The sequence below is a fragment of the Mediterraneibacter hominis genome, assembly GCF_014287475.1.
Classification (GTDB): domain Bacteria; phylum Bacillota; class Clostridia; order Lachnospirales; family Lachnospiraceae; genus Mediterraneibacter; species Mediterraneibacter hominis.
Genome location: NZ_JACOPF010000001.1, coordinates 635,882 through 654,791, shown reverse-complemented (window position 1 = coordinate 654,791; position 18,910 = coordinate 635,882). Strand labels below are relative to the sequence as shown.

Here is an 18,910-nt window from a genome sequence, read left to right as displayed (position 1 = left end):
CTAAATTTGAAGTTGTAGAGGTAATGATTGTGAAAATTGTAGAAGTAAAAGATAGAGCTACAGAACTGGTTGAGCAGCTATTAAATGTATGGGAGAGTTCTGTTAAGGCAACCCATTTGTTTTTATCAGATGATGAAATATGTAATATCAAGAAATATGTTCCTCAAGCTCTAACGGATGTACCTGTTCTGATAGTTGCGAAGAATGAAAATGGAAAGCCGATAGGATTTATGGGCATTTCAGATAAAATGCTTGAAATGTTATTCGTTTCAAATGAAAGCAGAGGGCAAGGAATTGGCAAACAATTATTGCAATATGGTATTGAGACTTATTCTGTAAATGAGCTTTCTGTTAATGAGCAAAATCCACTTGCAAAGGGATTTTATGAATATATGGGTTTTGAGGCTTATAAAAGAACAGAATTAGACGAACAAGGAAACCTATACCCGCTATTGTATATGAGAAGACATCGGTAGATTCAAGTTTGCAAAATCGAATATTATGGTATATGAGCATCTGTCGGACTGGCAGGTGCTTTCTTTTTGGCTCGGAGAAATCCGGGCTTTTTTAATGCTTAAAAACGGGAGGTGAGAGTTGAATGGCAGGCAGAATACAGGGGATTACCGTGGAAATCGGCGGGGATACCACGAAGCTTACAACTGCATTGAGGGGTGTGAACAGTGAGATACGGAATACCCAGTCACAGCTTCGTGATGTGGAAAAGCTGTTGAAACTGGATCCGGGCAATACGGAACTCTTATCCCAGAAGCAAAGGATCCTGAATAATGAGGTTCAGGTGACAAAGGAAAAACTGGAAGCGTTGAAGACTGCCAGTGAACAGGCCAATGCCGCTTTGGATCAGGGAACGATCACGCAGTCCCAGTATGATGGGCTCCAGAGAGAGAGCATTGCGACGGAACAGACGTTGGAAGCTTTGGAAAAACAAGCGGAACAGTCGGCTGTGGCATTGCAGAAGATTTCTGTAACCGGTACAAAGCTACAGGATGTCGGAAGCAGGGTTGAGGGTGTCGGTAAGTCATTGCTTCCGATGTCAGCGGCGATTGTAGGTGTCGGAGCAGCGGGGATTAAAGTGGCATCTGATTTTGAAAAGGCAATGTCGGGGGTTCAGGCTATTACGGGAGCAACCGGGGAAGATTTTGAGAAACTCCGGGAGAAAGCGATTGATCTTGGCGCTTCCACTTCCTTTTCTTCCGGGGAAGTGGCGGAAGCAATGACAGAGATGGCGAAGGCCGGCTGGTCTACCACACAGATTTTGGATGGCATGGCCGGTGTACTGGATGCGACAGCTGCTTCCGGAGAAGGTCTTGGTACCGTATCGACGATCGTGGCAGATGCGATTACAGGATTTGGTTTATCAGCGAAGGATTCTGCCAGGGTGGCTGACCTTATGACACAGGCAGCGAACTCCGGTACGATCGGTATTTCTGATGTGGGGGAATCTTATAAATATGTGGCACCACTGGCACAATCCATGGGATTGTCTATTGAGGATGTGACAACAGCCTTGTCCGCCATGTCTATGGCTGGTATCAAAGGTTCGCAGGCAGGTACTTCCCTTAGAACGGTGCTTGCCAATATGGCAAAACCGTCCAGTACGGTGGCATCTGCTATGGATGAATTGAATCTTAGCATTACCAACAGTGACGGTTCTTTTAAGTCCCTGGATGAAATCATCACAACCATGCGGAGCAGTTTCAATGGGCTGACGGATGACCAGAAGGCTTATTATGCAACAGCACTCACCGGTAAGGAAGACATGTCCGGTCTGATCTCGCTTTTGAATCTGACACAGGGAGAGTATGATGCCCTGACGGCTTCCATGAATAGCTGTTCCGGTGTTGCCGGAGAAACAGCCGCAGTGATGCAGGATAATTTACAGAGCAAGGTGGAACAGCTTGGCGGTGCATTGGAATCCCTGGCGATTAAACTATCGGAGTATGTACTTCCATTTCTGACCGGTCTGGTGGAGAAAATAACGGCGGCGGTGGATGCTTTTAGCAACATGAATCCTATCGTACAGCAGGTGGTTCTGGTGATTGGCGGTATCCTGGCTGTTGCGGGACCGATCCTGATCGTGATCGGAAAACTGATCACAGCCGTGGGAACCATTATGACGGTCGTTCCAAAGCTTGCCGGTGTAATCAATACGGTAAAGACAGCCTTTGCTGCATTGAATACGGTGATGCTTGCCAATCCGATTGCCTTGATCATTGCAACGATTACTGCGTTGGTGGCGGCATTTCTTTATTTATGGAATACCAATGAGGCGTTCAGGCAGTTTTGGATTGATTTGTGGGAGAACATCAAAGAGGTTGCCATTGCAGTATGGACGGCAATCAAAGAGTTCTTTGTATCTGCATGGGAGGCGATCAGCAGTGTTGCCCAGACGATCTGGAATGGGATTAAGAATTTCTTTTCTTCCTTGTGGGAAGGAATCAAGACTATATTTTCCACGGTGCTGGGGGCAATCAGTACGATTGTTACTACTTATTTTAATGCTTATAAAACGATTATCACAACGGTATTCCATGCAATCAAGACGGTGATTACCACAGTTCTGAATGCAATTAAAACTTTAGTTACAACGGTATGGAATGCGATTAAGAATGTGTTTGTCACGGTGCTGGATACCATTAAATCTGTAGTGTCCGGTACATTCAATTCCATGTGGAATGGCATTAAGAGTACGGTCAATGGAATTGTGGATACGATCAAAAACGGATTCAACAATGCGGTCAGTTTCATTAGAAGCCTGGCATCTTCTGCTTTTTCCTGGGGTGCGGATATCATTAACGGGATCGTGAACGGTATCCAGAGCTGTATCGGGAGAATCCGGGATGCAGTGGGAAATGTGGCGGAAACGATCCGTTCTTTTCTGCATTTCTCTGTGCCGGATGAAGGTCCGCTTACGGATTATGAAAGCTGGATGCCGGACTTTATGAGCGGCTTAGTAAAGGGGATTGAGCAGAGCAGGGCAATGGTTTCAAAGGCTGTGGAAGGTGTTGCCGGAGATATGGTCATTACTCCGCGGATGCCGGAGATGGAGTCACGTTTTGTTACGCCATCTGAAAGCGGTGTGACAGCCACTGGATTATCCGGTATCACATCTGCTATTACCGAAGCACTGAGCCAGATGAACGGACAGCAGGGAGATATCGTGATCCCCATTTATCTGGGCGGAACGATGCTGGATGAAGTGATTGTGAATGCACAGCAGAGAATGAATCTAAGAAGCGGGGGAAGGTAGGATGGCATTTTTTGAATATTTGAAATTTGACGGGGCGGTGCTTCCCTTGCCGGATTCTTATGAAGTGGAATATACGGATGTGGAAGCGGACTCCGGAGGAGAGACAGAGGCAGGAACCATACAGAGGGACGTTGTCCGGCATGGAGTAGTGAGCATTCCGGTTACATTTTCGGTTACGAGTAAGTGGCTGGCAAGGCTGTCCGCTTATGCGAAGAAGAATAAGATTACGGTGCAGTATTTCGACACGGAACTGGCAGATCTGAAACAGACGGAAATGTATGTGGAAGGATTTAAGGCAAAGCTTAAGAAAGATACGAGCTATAAGGGACTGTGGACGGTAAGTTTTACGCTGAAGGAAATGTGATTTTGTAATGACGGGAAGGGAGTTAACTGGTATAATTGTTTGTATCAAAATGGAATTTGCGTAAGGAGTTAAATTACAATGAAAACAATTAGACTTTTATATCCTGACTATGTTAGTGGTGGGCTTGACACATACTATTTTGGTGCCAATTTGTTGTAATATATATTACCTCAGAACCCAAATCAAACTATTGTGAAAGTGGATATTATTCCACCTGATGGCGAAGAGAAAATTGTTACAAATGGAATATATGCTGAGAAAGAAGTTTTGTTCGGAATCAGAGATGCACAGGAAAAGATTAGCAAAGAAAATCCTGATAGGATTATCACCATCGGAGGTAACTGTATGGTGTCCCTTGCACCATTTGATTATCTGCATGGCAAATACGAAAATGTTGGTATTATTTGGATTGATGCACATCCAGACGTATCGACATTGGCGGATGGATATCCGAATGCCCATGCAATGGTGCTTGGCAGTCTTTTAGGCCATGGCGCAGTACAACTGACGAAAGAAATAAAGAACTCTCAGTTCAAACCAGATGAAATTTTCTATATCGGACTTCAACCACTTCATGATTATCAAGAAAAATATCTTAGTAATATGGGTGTGAAGTATAAGGTGCAGGATAAGAATTTTGTAACCAACTCAGAAATCATTGATTTCATAGGTCGGTTTGACCATATTCTTATACATTTTGATATAGATGTATTGGACGAACATTTCTTCCATTCTACTTATTTTGCAAACTCGGAATTAGTTGGTGATGGCGCTGGTGGCGGTAAAATGACAATGGAAAAATTATCTGAAATTCTGTATTTAATTACAGAACATGCGGATGTTATAGGTTTTACAGTGGCTGAATATCTCCCGTTTGATGAACACAGACTACATAAGATGTTTGCTGAAATCAAGATGTTTACAGATTAAAAAAATTCAGTTTGTGTGTGGCAGTGCAGAAGTGTATTGTAGTAGTGGAGGGTATATGGAACGGTTAGAATCATTTGAAAAAATGCTTGAGGATATTAAGAAACAGGCAGAGTATGAAAGAGTGCAGATGGAGAAACTGAAAGCGGAGGGGAAAGAAAAATCTGCCACCTACCGTCAGTATTTTGGAAACCGTATGCTCTATAAGATGATACTGGATAAGTATCGGGAGTATGGCTTGTTGGAATAGACAGGATAAAAAATATATCAAGATGTGATTTCTATCATTTTCATACAAAAAGTATTAGGCATCAGTCACGAAAGTGGTTGGTGCTTTTTTAACGCGCAGAAACGGGAGGAGGTGTTTTTTTGTACCCGGTAAGTGAAGCGTTCCTGCAGGAGGTGCAGGAGAACACAAGGAGATATTACTGGACGGGAAAGATTACCACGAAGGCGGGGATGGTGCATGAGTTTTCAGAGAAAGATATTGTAAAAGGAAGCGGGTATATTTCTTCCCAGTGCTGCGGCAATACGGAAATGGAGCTTGGTTCGGTGTATGCTGCGGAGATGGGAATTACACTGTTTTCTGAAATCGACAGGTACACACTGGAAGATGCATTGGTGGAACTGTATTATCATCTGCTGGTGGGTGAAGGATATGAAATGGTTCCGATGGGGATTTATGAGGTCAGTGAGGCGAACCGGACGATACGGTGTCTGGAGATTAAGGCGTATGACTATATGCTTCGGTTTGAAAAAGATTTCAATACAACGGATACGATAGGAAATGCCTATAAGATCATCATGCTCTGCTGCAAAGCCTGTAAGGTAGAGTTTGCACATACCCAGGCAGAGGTTGAGTCTATGCCCAATGGATCAGAGGTTCTTTCTATTTATAGTGAAAATGATATTGAAACCTACCGGGATGTGCTGTTTTATATTGGGCAGGTTCTTGGAGGTTTCTTTTGCATCAACCGCGAAGGGAAGCTGGAGCTTCGGAAATTTGGCAGTGAACCGGTCATGGATATCAGCAATAAGCAGAGGTTTTCCAGCAGTTTTTCTGATTTTATTACCAGATATACCGCAGTCAGTTCCACGAACCTGAGGACACAGACTGCGGAGTATTATGCGCTGGAAACGGATGATGGACTGACCATGAATCTGGGGACGAATCCTTTTTTACAGTTTGGTGTGGAAGAAACGAGACAGGAATTGTGTGAACAGATCCTGGCGGATATTTCGGTAATAAATTATGTGCCTTTTGATTCGGAAACCATTGGGAATCCGGCATTGGATCTGGGAGATGTATTAAGGTTCAGTGGTGGTCAGGCGGATGGGGAACAAATTACCTGTATTACGTTCTCCCAGTGCAGGATTGGTGGGAAACATTCCCTTCGCTGTGTGGGGAAGAATCCTCGTCTTGCACAGGCGAAGTCTAAGAATGATAAAAACTTTCCGGGCTTTTGAATCAGGTGGATGCCGGAAAGATCGGGATTCATACCTTTGCCAATGCCTCTGCGTATACATTGGCAGATACGGATACAAAGATTATCAGTATTGAGTTTGCCACAACAGAAGAAAACCATGCCCAGTTCTTTGGACAGGTGGTGGTGGATGCGGCGGCGCTGCAGGCAGAGAGGACTGCAAGTGCGAAAGGGACGATCTCCATTCCATTTACGGAGACAGATACAGAGACCGGGGAAACGACAGATAATCCGCTTGAAGTGGAGATTCCGATTACCTGGTCGGAGGATGGCAAAGTCTTATGCTATGTGACCTTTGAATTGAATGATGAAATCATTACTGTGCATTGCCCGGTGGAAACATGGCACAGCGGCAAACACATTCTTTCCTTATATTACCCAATCGAAAGTGTGGTGCCTGATATTACGAACACATTTAATGTTTACCTTCGCATGGAAAATGGGACGGGTTTCGTTGGGATTGGGGACTGCATTGCATCTATCAGTGGACAGGCAATGGCAGCGGCTCCGGCATGGGATGGAAAGATTGAGATTGAAGAAAAGACCGGCAGGTTTATCCTTGGCGGCGGCATGGACGTGAAGAACATTACGGATATCATGCAGATGGAGACAATGGAACTGGTACAGCGGGCATATACGGATCACATGACTGGCAGAACAGCAATCTGTGCTTTCTGCAGGCCTGTGACGGTTGAATAGGAGGGATTTTTATGAGGTTAAAGGGAACAATGGTCATGGAACTGACGGATGTGAATACCGGGGAAGTGGAAACGGTTGTGGAAGAAAATATGGTGACCAATGCGGTAAATAACATTCTGGGACTGAATCCCATGGCAATATTTTATACGGAAGAGGAATATTCTACAGGTCTTATATGGACAGACAATCTGCTTCCCATCTGTCCGAACATGATCGGTGGAATTTTGCTCTTTCCAAAGACATTGGAAGAGAATGCGGACAATATTTATGTGCAGTCGGATAACCTTCCGGTTGCCTATGCATCCAATAATGTCAATTCCACAGCCAATACGGTGAGAGGGAGTCTGAACCTGACGGAGAGTAAGGCGCTGGATAACGGATATAAGTTTGTCTGGGAATTTACGCCGAGCCAGGGGAATGGAACAATCGCAGCCATTGCACTAACCGGGGCAAAAGGCGGGGAAAACGGATTCGGGAGCAGCGTGGCAGATGCCAGTACCTTTTTACAGCTGAAAGCAGTGGATATTGGGGATCTTGGTCTTGCAAAACAGATGGTATTGTTTGAAACAGCAGAGGTTGATTTTGAGAACGATATCCTGTATTCCATCACCTTTGAAGATTCCAGTGTGCGTGTCAGGAAGAGCCGTATCCCTGTTTTCAGTATTGGTTTGAATGAAAAGATCAATGATTCCACATATAAGGTCTTGGAAGATAAAACGATTACAGCGTCAACCTTTGAATTTTTTGGAAGCTACACAAAGCATGGTGAGTTTCTGGATGGACAGGACGGATACTGGTATGGTTTTTCTAATGAGGGGAATTCTTCCGGGGATGCGGCTATGCTGTGGGTTAAGATTTCAAAAACAGATTATTCCATTGAAGAAGGTTCGTGGACGTTATCCAATGCGCATCTGATGGCAGTGGGGGAACGCGCCACGGATTCCAGTTTTCCGGAAAGGGTGTGCAGGTGCTGTATGAGGAACGGTTACCTGTATGTACCAGCCTATGATAAGAAGGGGATTTATAAAATCAATGTCAAAAATTCAGCCGATATCACACGGATCCCGTTTGGATTTACTTCCGGTGGGAAGCCGCTTTGTGAATCCGGCACCTGTGAACTGTATCTGACGCTGATCGGAGACCTTATCATTGGTACGGATTATCAGATTACAGCAGATGATACGGTGGTTAAAACGAAAGGGAACCAGAGGCTGAACCATGCGGCAACCCCGCTGTTTCAGTATAAGCAGTTCCTTTTGGGATGGGGCGGAAGTTATGGGAAAGAGTACAGGACCATGTACCTGCTCACGCCTTATCTTGCAACGATCAACAATTTATCCTCAGCGGTGGTAAAGACTACGGATAAGACCATGAAGATTACCTACACGCTGACGGAAGAAGCAGAATAATATCAGACTTTTGCGGTCAGAGACTAACCGGACGGGAGTTACTTAGACTGTTTTGCAGGACTGGCATGATAGATATTGGAGCTTTCAATTTGAATCACAGACATCTGAGGCTGCCAAAGAAGGAACTGCGGCACATGCCCTTTGTGAACACAAACTTAAGAAAGCTCTGAAGAAGAGAAGCAAACGTCCGGTATCAGATTATAACTCCGATGAGATGGAGGAATGCACCGATTCTTATACAGAGTATGTCATGGAGCAGTACGAAGAGGCAAAGAAGTCTTGTAAAGACCCGATCATCCTCATCGAGCAGAGACTTGATTTTTCCTGCCATGTGCCGGATGGATTTGGTACGGGAGACTGCATCATTATTTCAGATGATACCCTTCATATCATTGATTTCAAATATGGACGAGGCATTTTTGTTGAAGCGGAACATAACCCACAGATGATGTTGTATGCATTAGGGGCGTTGGAAATCTACGATGCACTCTACGATATCAAGAAAGTGTCGATGACAATCTTTCAGCCCAGGAGGGAAAATATCAGTACATGGACAATTTCAATTGAAGAATTGAAAAGTTGGGCGGAGGACGAATTAAAGCCAAAAGCGCAGATGGCTTATGATGGAGAGGGTGAGTATCTTCCGGGAGAATGGTGTACCTTCTGCAAGGCCGCAGTCAAATGCAGAGCCAGAGCAGAAGAAAAAATGAAGCTTGCCAGACTTGAATTTAAATTGCCGCCACTTCTTACGGATACGGAAATTGAAGAAGTTCTTGCTGTGCTGCCGGATCTTACCAAGTGGGCAAACGAAATCACAGCTTACGCTACTGAGGCTGCAGTAAACCACGGAAAAGAATGGAATGGATTTAAAGTAGTAGAAGGTCGTTCCAATCGTAAGTACCGTGATGAGCAGTTGGTGGCAGAAGCAGCAAAGGAACATGGTTATATAGATATTTATCGTCAGTCTTTGATTCCGATGACGGAGATGCAGAAATTGATGGGAAAAACTGTTTTTGAGGAGATTCTCGGTGATCTCATTTATAAACCACCGGGTAAGCCGACTCTTGTATCGATTACAGACAAGCGTCCGGCAATGAATGTATCAAACGTAAAAAACGAATTTAATGAAATCATGGAGGATTAATATTATGGCAAATATGAACAGAACGAAAGTTATCACAGGTGTAAACACAAGATTATCTTATTTTCACGGATGGGAGCCTGTTTCCATCAATGGCGGTGGAGAAAGGTATTCCGTATCTGTACTGATTCCAAAAACAGATACGGAAACAGTAAATGCGATCAATGCGGCTATTGATGCTGCAATCGAAGATGGGATTGCAAAATTCGGCGAAAAGAAACCGAATAAGGCTACTATCAAGTTACCTTTAAGAGATGGTGATATTGAACGTGACGATGAAGCATATAAAGGGCATTACTTCATCAATGCCAACAGTACAACAGCACCACAGATTGTTGACCGTGCAGTAAAACCTATCCTTGACAGAGGGGAAGTGTATTCTGGCTGCTATGCAAGAGTATCTCTTAACTTTTATGCATTCAATTCCAACGGAAATAAAGGTATCGCTTGCGGTCTTGGCAATATTCAGAAAATCCGTGACGGAGAATCCCTTGGCGGTAAGACTTCTGCTGCAGATGATTTCGGTACAGTAGATGACGATGACTTTTTAGCATAAGGAGGGCAACATCATGACAGAAGTACAGAACTTTATGCTTACAGTTTGTTTCGGATGTACGATGGGGTTCTTAATTGGGACTTTCAGCATCATGGTTTCAGATGGCATCAGCTATCTGAAGAAAAAGAGACGTAAGAAAAAAGAGCAAAAAGAACAGGAAAAAGCGGAATAATCAGTTTAGGGCGGTATGGGGGAATCTTGTATCGCCCGCTTTTTTATTGGAGGCAGTGAATGTAAAATTTAGAAATAGATATTGAAACATTCTCTTCAGTCAATCTGTCAAAGGCAGGAGTGTACCGATATGTGGAATCACCGGACTTTGAAGTTCTGCTCTTTGGTTATAGTATTGATGGCGGAGAAGTAAAAGTAATAGATCTTGCTTGTGGGGAAAGAATGCCACAGGAAATACATGATGCCCTGGAAAATGATTCTGTTACAAAGTGGGCTTTTAATGCACAGTTTGAAAGAATCTGTTTATCGAAGTTTCTTGAATATGAGCATGGGACTTATCTTGAACCAGATTCATGGAAATGTTCGATGGTGTGGTCTGCGTATATGGGACTTCCGTTGTCACTGGAAGGTGCAGGTGCCGTTCTTGGACTGGAAAAGCAGAAACTGACTGAGGGAAAAGATCTTATCAGATATTTTTGTACACCGTGTAACCCAACAAAATCCAATGGCGGCAGAACAAGAAATCTGCCACAGCATGATATGGAAAAGTGGGAACGATTCAAAGCATATAACATTCGTGATGTGGAAGCAGAGATGCAGATTCAGAGCAGACTGCAGAAATTCCCTGTGCCGGATTTTGTATGGGATGAATATGATCTTGACCAGGAAATCAACGACAGAGGCATTCTGGTTGATACTGATTTTGTAGAAAAGTGTATTGAGATTGATAAAGTATCTCGTGAAAAACTTATGACAAAACTGCAGGAACTGACCAGTCTTGACAATCCTAATTCGGCAGTACAGATGAAAGAATGGCTGTCCGATAATGGAGTCGAAACGGAAACACTTGATAAAAAGGCGGTTGCAGCGCTGATTAATGAAGTGCCAGACAATATGTCAGAGGTGCTTTCTTTAAGACAGAAACTGGTCAAATCATCGGTGCGTAAATATCAGGCAATGCAGAATTCTATGTGTAAAGATGGCAGGGTAAGGGGAATGTTTCAGTTCTACGGTGCTAATCGCACAGGACGATTTGCGGGAAGACTTGTACAACTGCAGAATCTTCCGCAGAATCATATGGGAAGATTTGGCGGAAGCAAGAGCTCTTATGAGATGTGATAACTATGATTCTCTCGACCTTTTATATGACGATATCCCAGATACCTTATCACAGTTGATCAGAACAGCGTTTATCCCTACGGTGAACAAAACGTTCATCGTTGCAGACTTTTCTGCCATTGAAGCTAGGGTAATTGCATGGTTTGCAGGGGAATCTTGGAGAATAGATGTATTTGAAAAGGGTGGAGACATCTATTGTGCATCGGCAAGTCAGATGTTTGGTGTTCCGGTTGAAAAGCACGGAGTGAATGGACATCTTCGTCAGAAGGGTAAAATTGCGGAGCTTGCGTTAGGATACGGAGGATCGACAGGCGCTTTGAAATCTATGGGTGCTCTTGAGATGGGACTTGCGGAAGAAGAACTGCCGGAACTGGTATCAGTTTGGAGAAGTTCAAATCCAAATATCATTAGATTCTGGTAGGATGTTGATAATGCTGTGAAAAAAGCTATAAAGCAAAAGACAACCGCTGTAACACACGGTGTTCATTTTTCCTGCAGAAGTGGGATGTTGTTTATTACCTTGCCATCCGGCAGAGTCCTTTCCTATGTAAAACCACGCATGGGAGAGAATAAGTTCGGTGGTGAGTCTGTCACATATGAAGGGGTGGGTGGTACGAAAAAGTGGGAACGCTTAGAAAGCTACGGTCCTAAATTCGTGGAAAATATCGTTCAGGCAACATCCCGTGACATACTGATGTATGCTATGAAGACACTCCGGTGCTGCAGAATCGTTGCTCATGTTCATGATGAAATTATTATTGAAGCAGATCCATGCATGAGCCTTGAGGCTGTGTGTGAACAGATGGCAAGAGTGCCGAAGTGGGCAGAAGGGCTACTCCTTCGTGCTGATGGCTATACTTGTGATTTTTATAAAAAAGATTAAAACGTCCTTTTTTGCCTCCTGCCAAGGCTACCTGGTAGGAGGTGTTTTCTTTATGACAAATGAACAAAAACTTCAGATAGCTGCATACCGCAAGACAGGAATGGGGTATAGCAGATTGCAAAGGAACTGGATTTGTCTGCAAATAGTGTAAAATCCTATTGCAGAAGAAATGGTCTGAGCAGTGAAGCCTTAGAACAGAGCTTACCAGAGACGGTTTGCGAGAACTGCGGCAAAAGTATTGAACAGAAAAAAGGAAAGAAGAGAAAGAGATTCTGTTCCGATAAATGCAGGAATCAGTGGTGGAATTCTCATCTGGATCAGGTAAAACGAAAGGCGATTTATGAGTATATCTGTCCTGCCTGCGGCAAGCCTTTTTCTGTGTATGGGAATGCAAAGAGGAAATATTGCAGTCATGTCTGCTATGTAAAGGGCAGGTTTGAAATACAGGATAAAGAATAAGAAATATAGTGGAGAAAGTAGTTGCATTTTTCCAGACTTTACGGGAATATACGACTACCAAAAAATATGGAGGTGCGGCATATGGAGAAGTTGCCATTAAGTGAAAAATATATGCTTTCAATCAATGAGGCAGGATCCTATTTTAATATTGGTGTGAAGAAGATGCGGAGATTGGCAGAAGATAATCTGGGAACATTTGCTGTGTATAGTGGAAATCGATACCTGATTATACGTACAAAGTTTGAGGAATTTCTGCAGAATAATCCCATGATATAAATGCATTTATTCTGCCGAAAGTAGTTGCTATTTATGCGGTTTAGAGTGATATATGTTACTACCAAAAGCGAAGAAGGAGGAAGACACGATGAGCAGACCATCACTAGCAGATAAGGATTTTCTTACAGTCATCGAAACGGCAGAATATTTTGGACTTAGTAGGAGAAAGTTGTTCCGACTGGCGGAAGAGAAGAATTTGCCTTTTATGGCGATGTACGGCACTCGCAAGTTGATCATTAAAGACGAATTTATCAAATACTTGAAGAAACCGGGAGTAAAGGAGGGGTTAGCAAATGGCAAGCCAAGGACAAAGAAGAGACTCGAAGCATAGGATTTTACACACTGGCGAATCAATCAGAGCCAACGGAAAATACCAGTATAAATATGTAGTGGATGGGAAACCTAAATTTCTTTACAGTTGGAGACTGGTTCCAACAGATCCGTAGCCGGTAGGAAAGCAGCCCTGCCTTTCCCTTAGGGAACTGGAGAAGATGGTACAGCAGGATTTAGATTCCAAACTGGATCCAATGGGTAAAAAGATGATGGTAAATGAGCTGATTGACCGTTATCTGCAGACGAGAACCGGTGTGAAGCCGAATACCCTCATCAATTATAAATTTGTAAAGAATTTGATGGAAAAAGAGGAGTTTGGAAGTAAGAAGATTTCGGAAGTAAAGACGTCGGATGCAAAGTTATTTCTTATTAAGTTACAGCAGGATGGGCGAGGGTCAAGCAGCATTAAAACGGTGCGAGGTGTTCTCAGACCGGCATTTCAGATGGCAATGGATGATGATATTATCGTAAAAAATCCATTTGCATTCCAGCTTGCCGGTGTGGTGGTGAATACGGAGCATACCAGAGAAGCTATCACGAAAGACCAGATGAGGAAGTTCCTAAAGTTTGTACATGACGATAATGTGTACTGCAAATACTATGAGGTATTCTACATCTTATTTCATACAGGGCTTCGAATTTCGGAATTTTGCGGATTAACCATTAAGGATATTGATTTGAAGAACCGCATCATCAACATTGATCATCAGCTTCAGCGAATCGGCAGCATGGAGTACCACATTGAATCTACGAAGACCAACGCCGGAACTAGAAAGATTCCGATGACAGAGGATGTGTTCCGAATGTTTCAGGCGATTCTGGAAGACAGACCAACGGATCTTCCGGAGATTATGGTGGATGGTTATGTGGGATTCCTTTTCAGAGATAAGGACGGGATGCCGGAAGTGGCGCTGCATTGGGAGCATCGATTTAAAAATGCAGTGAATCGGTACAACAGCATTTTCAAAGTACAGATGCCGAAGATCACGCTGCACATTTGCAGACATACTTACTGCAGTAATCAGGCGAAAGCTGGAATGAATCCAAAAACGCTGCAGTACCTAATGGGGCATTCGGATATCGGAGTGACGATGAATACGTACACGCATCTCGGTTTGGATGATGCGAAGAACGAGATGATTCGCATGGAGGAACTGGAGCAGGCGAGGAAAGAAGTGGATAAGGCGGAAGGTAAGAAGCCGATGAGGCAGAATATGTTTAAGATAGTATAAGATGAATGGAGGCGCTCAGGGATTGGAAGAATCCTTGGGCGTTATTTTTGTGTTGGGAATTGTGGAGATACGAGAAAGATTGTATAATTGAGGCAGATTAGAATATGCGAAAAACTTATGTGCTTAGGAAAAGTATTGGCAAGGAGCAATTTATGAAGTGGATAGTTAATATGAAAATAAAAGACTATGTCCGTAATTGGAGTGATCAAGAAATAAAAACAGAATATAAAGGCGTTTGTGCGGATATCAAAATAAAAGACACTAATTGTGAGTTGATTCTTGAAGGCAATGAAAATATCAAAACTGTGTTTAAATTGATTTGGGAGTTACTGTTTCTATATGATGGGTATTTTTATGAGCCAATATCATTTGAAATTGATGGACATAAAAAGGACTGTAAAGAACTTTTTACATTATCATTTTATAAGACGGATAAAAAATGGTATCATTCAGAATTGTTAGGAAGATCGAAAAGAAATTTAGCAACAAATGTGTTGGAAAAGTATGATAAATTTCGTAATATGAGTATTTCAGATAAAAAAATGACCAAATCGCTAGTGAATGCATTTTATTATTTGAATTCAGAAAATTACGGGAAAATAAATGTTAACCACAGATTATCGTTATTATTAAATATCGCAGATGGTTTTGTGATAAATACATTTAAAGAGACGAATAATGTAAAAGCCAGTTTGGATAGATTTTTTAAGAAGACTGTAGATAGTACAAAATTGCAACAAGGGATTTCTTTGCTTGGTGTGGATGGTCAAAGATATAAAGTATTATTAACAGAAGAAAGACACACATTCGATCATTATAAATATTCAGAGAATAGTTTGGCTACTTTTGTGTTTGATTCAGAAGATGAAATTACAGATTATGCAACATGGTATTTTGTATATGTTATTGAACTTGTGATCAGAATAAATTTCTTAAAAGAATCGGGTGTTCTATTGGAACAAGATTACCTAGATTATGCATTAGAGGTTATAAATGATTGGATTATATATGAGAATGATTTAGAAGTGGATTGTAAAACGCACCACTATCTGATGAAACAAGAATTAAAACGAAAGGGAATTATTATGTAATAAATAATTTAGTTAGTAAAGATAAATTATGAAGAGTGATTCATACAAGTAATTTTTATAAGGAGACAGTAAATGTTTGGAACTGTTATTATAGATGCGTATAGAAGAGAAGAAGCTTTAGAAATGGCAAATGCGATTGATGATTTATGCTCGCCGAGAGATAATTACGGATGGGCTTCTGCAGGAATATATTGTTTTTGGGATTATTATGCCGAAGCAGTTCTTTATATAGGTTTAGCAGGAGATTTAGCAGAAAGATTTAAACAACATAATGGGATTTTGCCAGTTAAAGAAGGTTCAAAACAAAAGCAAATTGAAGATTATTTTTCAAAAAATGAACGATTAGGATATACGATATTTGTACAGTCACCGTTATCTCAACCATTAGTTCATAGAAATAGAAAAGGGTATGAAAAATTTGCACAAGAACAGAATTCTCCAATAGAGGATATGATGAGCGAGCAAGGACGGGATGATATAAAAAGAGTAGAAGGAATATTAATTGAAGCTTTTCGGAGAAAATTTGGTCATTTTCCGCCGTGGAATAATATGGGTGGTTCTACAGCAGGACAAGCAATAGTGATGGAAAATAATATCAATATTGTAAAAAGTTTTTGTCAACCAGATAATTACGCACTAAATCCTATAGTATCACGTTCTACGATTAGGGAATTATCGAAAAATCCAGAATGGGCATGGTATGAAAACTATTTGCATGCGGCAAGAATGAATTTACTTATGTTAGGAATGGAATATTATGAAGCCTTGGAATTTGTAAATAAAAATGATACACTTGGTACATATAAACGGATGAAGGAAAGCGGATATTTGGGAAAACGATTGATTGTTTAATGTTGCACCCCCTTAACCAAACAATCGTTAAAAGGTTCAAAAACCCCGGTAGTCTGCACCCCCTAAACAGACTACCAATTGACTACTACAGACTACTACACTTGGTCTCGAACTGCCGTATTTTGCCGTTTTTGCTACAGTTTCCGGAAAACTGTAGCTCTTGAAGAAATCCAAAAAAGTGCGTAAAATAGGGCAAAACGAGGCATTTCAGGAGGGAAAATACAATGATAAAAATACTTTTCATCTGCCACGGCAACATCTGCCGTTCTACAATGGCAGAATATGTTATGAAGGATTTAGTAAACAAGGCTGGCTTAGCGGACTCGTTCTATATTGATTCTGCCGCTACCAGTCGGGAGGAAATTGGGAATCCGGTTCACCGCGGCACGCGCCGGAAACTTACAGAAGAAGGGATTCCATGCGGGAATCACAGAGCGCGGCAGATAGAAAAAGGAGACTATGAAAAATTTGACTATCTGATCGGAATGGAAGAGTGGAATCTGCGGAATATGCTGCGGATTTTAGGGACAGATCCAAAAGAAAAGGTATGCCGGCTTCTGGACTTTTCAGATACCCCCAGAGACATTGCGGATCCTTGGTATACCGGCGATTTTGACACAACCTATGAAGATGTAAAAGAGGGCTGTGAAGCCCTCCTTGAAGAATGTCTCCTACGCCTCTAAAGCGTAGGAGAGCAGTTTTTTTAAATTATGATGAAACTGGCGGTTATGGGATTTTAACCGGAGCTTTTCGGTGCTGGATTTATTTTGTTCTATGAAAGCATCGTATCTGGAAAATAAAGCAAGATAGTCCATATTCTGCTTCTGTCCCCAGCGGATGAGTACCCAGTTCATAGCGTCGGGATTCCAGTAATCCATTGGGATCTCGGCGGTTTTTAAAGTAGCAATATATTGAATTGCCTGAAGAGATAGTTGATTTAGCTGCCGAAGCCGAAACGTATCTTCTTTTGTATCTTTTCCTATTTTTCTGAATATTTTCTGTGGCAGGCTTTTTTTCTTTGCCTTATATTCCATCAAATGGATGCTTTTTTCGATTGTTTCATTGAGCTTGCAGGCAGCGTTCCAATATGTAACGAAAGAAGGAGAATTGGTATCTTCTTCTTTTGCATCGGTCATGGTATAAGTACGGAAAACCCGCTGCTGCTTTCCGAACAATTTTTGATTATATTTTTTCCGTTTGTCCGGATTAGATAATATCCGGTAAGCCTCTAATATTTCCTGCATATATGCGGTTGTATCAATATCATTATGCATATTTGCATCTGGATGATATACTTTTGCCAGAGCGTTTTTTGCGCTGGTAATTTCTTCTAGTGTTGCATCGCGGGATACGCCAAGAATTTCATAATATGTACGAGTCCCCATGCCTGCCTCCTTATTCTAAAACATTATTTATTCTACCCATGATAAATATACGCTATACTGGAAGAAAAATCAAGAAAAACGGCAGGGAATCTATCTTGTGTGTGAAGAAGAGCGTGGTACAATAAAACCAGGAGGAAAAGAGATGCAGTATATAGTTCCGCATTATTATAGAAAATTCCAATGTACAGCACAGCGTTGTCCAGATACATGCTGTGCAGGATGGCAGATTATGATCGATAAGAGTTCTTTGAAGAAATATCGAAAGGTAAAAAGCAGCTTTGGAAACCGCTTGAAAAATGAAGTGGATTGGAGGACAGGTTCATTTCGAGAGTATAAGGGAAGGTGCGCTTTTTTAAATGAGGACAATCTGTGCGACATTTATAGAGAGGCTGGAGAACAGATGTTATGCAGGACATGCCGGCTGTATCCCAGACATATCGAAGAATATGAGGGGCTTAGAGAAATTTCTCTTTCTTTATCTTGCCCGGAGGTTGTCAGAATTTTGCTGGAAATGAAAGAACCAGTCCGGTTCTTGAAGGCAGAAAATGAAAGAGAAGAAAAACCGTATCTGGAATTTGATTTTTTATTATTTACGAAGTTAATGGATACAAGAGATTTGAGTATTTCTATTTTACAGAACAGGAAGTATTCGATAGATGTCAGAATGGCGATGGTTCTGGCTCTGGCTCATGATTTTCAGCAGAGAATAGATAAAAATCTTCTGTCAGAAACAGACACCTTGCTTGCAAGATACAGTCAGCCAGAGAGTATCAGATGGTTCCAGGAGAAAGTATATAAAATGCAGACAAAGGAAGAACATGTGGAAACATCTATGTATATGCTAAAAAAGTTTTTTCGGTTATTGGATAGTCTGGAAGTATTACAGGAGGAGTGGATTGGTTATCTGGAAAATATCAGGCAGAAACTGAAAGAAAAAAAGAATCGCATAAAAAATGAGATTTGGATAGAGCAGATTATGATCTATTTTGTGTTTACATATTTTTGCGGTGCAGTGTATGACAGCAGTGCATATAGTAAAATGAAGTTTTCTTTTGTATGTACGATTTTAATCAGAGAAATACTGCTTACCATAGACATAGAGAAGCCAGGGGAAGAAAAGCAAATTCTCGCGGCAGATGTGATCCATCGTTTTGCAAGGGAGGTAGAACATTCCGACAAGAATAAAAGGATATTAGAACAGCTTTTGGAAAGAGAAGAGACATTTCCTTTGGAGAGGTTGTTAGAGGCACTGTAATGTAAG

The 18,910-nt window shown here is 41.8% G+C and carries 17 protein-coding genes and 3 pseudogenes; 19 read left to right on the top strand and 1 reads right to left on the bottom strand.

The genetic code is table 11. The features are described 5' to 3' along the window. Positions 1 to 23 precede the first annotated feature (23 nt). The 18 genes and pseudogenes from H8S37_RS03085 to H8S37_RS03000 all read left to right on the top strand — a co-directional run bounded on the left by H8S37_RS03085 (position 24) and on the right by H8S37_RS03000 (position 16,947). A complete protein-coding gene (locus H8S37_RS03085; RefSeq protein WP_207723871.1) occupies positions 24 to 476 on the top strand; it encodes a GNAT family N-acetyltransferase in 453 nt (150 codons plus the stop codon). A 122-nt stretch (positions 477 to 598) separates the two neighbouring features. Further along, a complete protein-coding gene (locus H8S37_RS03080; protein WP_186874572.1) occupies positions 599 to 3,268 on the top strand; it encodes a phage tail tape measure protein in 2,670 nt (889 codons plus the stop codon). Position 3,269: 1 nt separating this feature from the next. Further along, the gene (locus tag H8S37_RS03075) at positions 3,270 to 3,632 is read left to right on the top strand and encodes a hypothetical protein (RefSeq protein ID WP_186874571.1); all 363 of its coding nucleotides are present in this window, start codon (positions 3,270 to 3,272) and stop codon (positions 3,630 to 3,632) included. A 192-nt stretch (positions 3,633 to 3,824) separates the two neighbouring features. Next, a complete protein-coding gene (locus H8S37_RS03070; protein WP_207723870.1) occupies positions 3,825 to 4,562 on the top strand; it encodes an arginase family protein in 738 nt (245 codons plus the stop codon). Between the two features lie 55 nt (positions 4,563 to 4,617). Continuing rightward, complete coding sequence (locus tag H8S37_RS03065) at positions 4,618 to 4,809, top strand: hypothetical protein (RefSeq protein ID WP_186874570.1); 192 nt, start codon at positions 4,618 to 4,620, stop codon at positions 4,807 to 4,809. A gap of 119 nt (positions 4,810 to 4,928) precedes the next feature. Beyond that, positions 4,929 to 6,742 (top strand): annotated as a pseudogene (locus H8S37_RS17610) (hypothetical protein). An 11-nt stretch (positions 6,743 to 6,753) separates the two neighbouring features. Then, positions 6,754 to 8,151, top strand: a complete 1,398-nt coding sequence (locus H8S37_RS03055; protein ID WP_186874569.1) for a hypothetical protein — start codon at positions 6,754 to 6,756, stop codon at positions 8,149 to 8,151. 52 nt (positions 8,152 to 8,203) lie between these two features. After that, on the top strand, positions 8,204 to 9,295 hold the full coding sequence (locus H8S37_RS03050) for a DUF2800 domain-containing protein (protein ID WP_186874568.1): 1,092 nt from the start codon (positions 8,204 to 8,206) through the stop codon (positions 9,293 to 9,295). 4 nt (positions 9,296 to 9,299) lie between these two features. Next, complete coding sequence (locus tag H8S37_RS03045; protein WP_186874567.1) at positions 9,300 to 9,848, top strand: DUF2815 family protein; 549 nt, start codon at positions 9,300 to 9,302, stop codon at positions 9,846 to 9,848. Positions 9,849 to 9,861: 13 nt separating this feature from the next. Further along, complete coding sequence (locus H8S37_RS03040) at positions 9,862 to 10,020, top strand: hypothetical protein (protein WP_186874566.1); 159 nt, start codon at positions 9,862 to 9,864, stop codon at positions 10,018 to 10,020. A gap of 74 nt (positions 10,021 to 10,094) precedes the next feature. Then, positions 10,095 to 12,021: pseudogene (locus H8S37_RS17605) on the top strand (DNA polymerase). Positions 12,022 to 12,153: 132 nt separating this feature from the next. Beyond that, positions 12,154 to 12,480 carry an RNA polymerase subunit sigma-70 gene (locus H8S37_RS03030; protein ID WP_330604825.1) on the top strand — a complete coding sequence of 109 codons (327 nt, stop codon included), beginning with the start codon at positions 12,154 to 12,156 and terminating at the stop codon, positions 12,478 to 12,480. Between the two features lie 81 nt (positions 12,481 to 12,561). Further along, complete coding sequence (locus H8S37_RS03025; RefSeq protein ID WP_186874565.1) at positions 12,562 to 12,756, top strand: excisionase; 195 nt, start codon at positions 12,562 to 12,564, stop codon at positions 12,754 to 12,756. A gap of 88 nt (positions 12,757 to 12,844) precedes the next feature. After that, positions 12,845 to 13,087 (top strand): excisionase, encoded by a 243-nt coding sequence (locus H8S37_RS03020; protein ID WP_186874564.1) that lies wholly within the window; start codon positions 12,845 to 12,847, stop codon positions 13,085 to 13,087. Continuing rightward, a pseudogene (locus H8S37_RS03015) lies at positions 13,050 to 14,321 on the top strand (tyrosine-type recombinase/integrase). The gene H8S37_RS03020 and the pseudogene H8S37_RS03015 overlap by 38 nt, the downstream one beginning before the upstream one ends. A 152-nt stretch (positions 14,322 to 14,473) precedes the next feature. Beyond that, a complete protein-coding gene (locus tag H8S37_RS03010) occupies positions 14,474 to 15,412 on the top strand; it encodes a hypothetical protein (RefSeq protein WP_186874563.1) in 939 nt (312 codons plus the stop codon). 72 nt (positions 15,413 to 15,484) lie between these two features. After that, positions 15,485 to 16,264: a hypothetical protein gene (locus tag H8S37_RS03005; protein WP_186874562.1), complete on the top strand. Its 780-nt coding sequence runs from the start codon at positions 15,485 to 15,487 to the stop codon at positions 16,262 to 16,264. A gap of 224 nt (positions 16,265 to 16,488) precedes the next feature. Further along, complete coding sequence (locus H8S37_RS03000) at positions 16,489 to 16,947, top strand: low molecular weight protein-tyrosine-phosphatase (protein WP_186874561.1); 459 nt, start codon at positions 16,489 to 16,491, stop codon at positions 16,945 to 16,947. On the opposite strand, the gene H8S37_RS02995 is transcribed toward H8S37_RS03000, so the two are convergent. Beyond that, the gene (locus H8S37_RS02995; RefSeq protein WP_186874560.1) at positions 16,936 to 17,649 is read right to left on the bottom strand and encodes a J domain-containing protein; all 714 of its coding nucleotides are present in this window, start codon (positions 17,647 to 17,649) and stop codon (positions 16,936 to 16,938) included. The two genes, H8S37_RS03000 and H8S37_RS02995, sit on opposite strands and share 12 nt — an antisense overlap. A 142-nt stretch (positions 17,650 to 17,791) precedes the next feature. On the opposite strand from H8S37_RS02995, the gene fliB reads away from it, so the two are divergent. Continuing rightward, entirely contained in the window at positions 17,792 to 18,904 is a 1,113-nt protein-coding gene (fliB, locus tag H8S37_RS02990; protein ID WP_186874559.1) for a flagellin lysine-N-methylase, read from the top strand. The last annotated feature ends 6 nt before the right edge of the window (positions 18,905 to 18,910 follow it).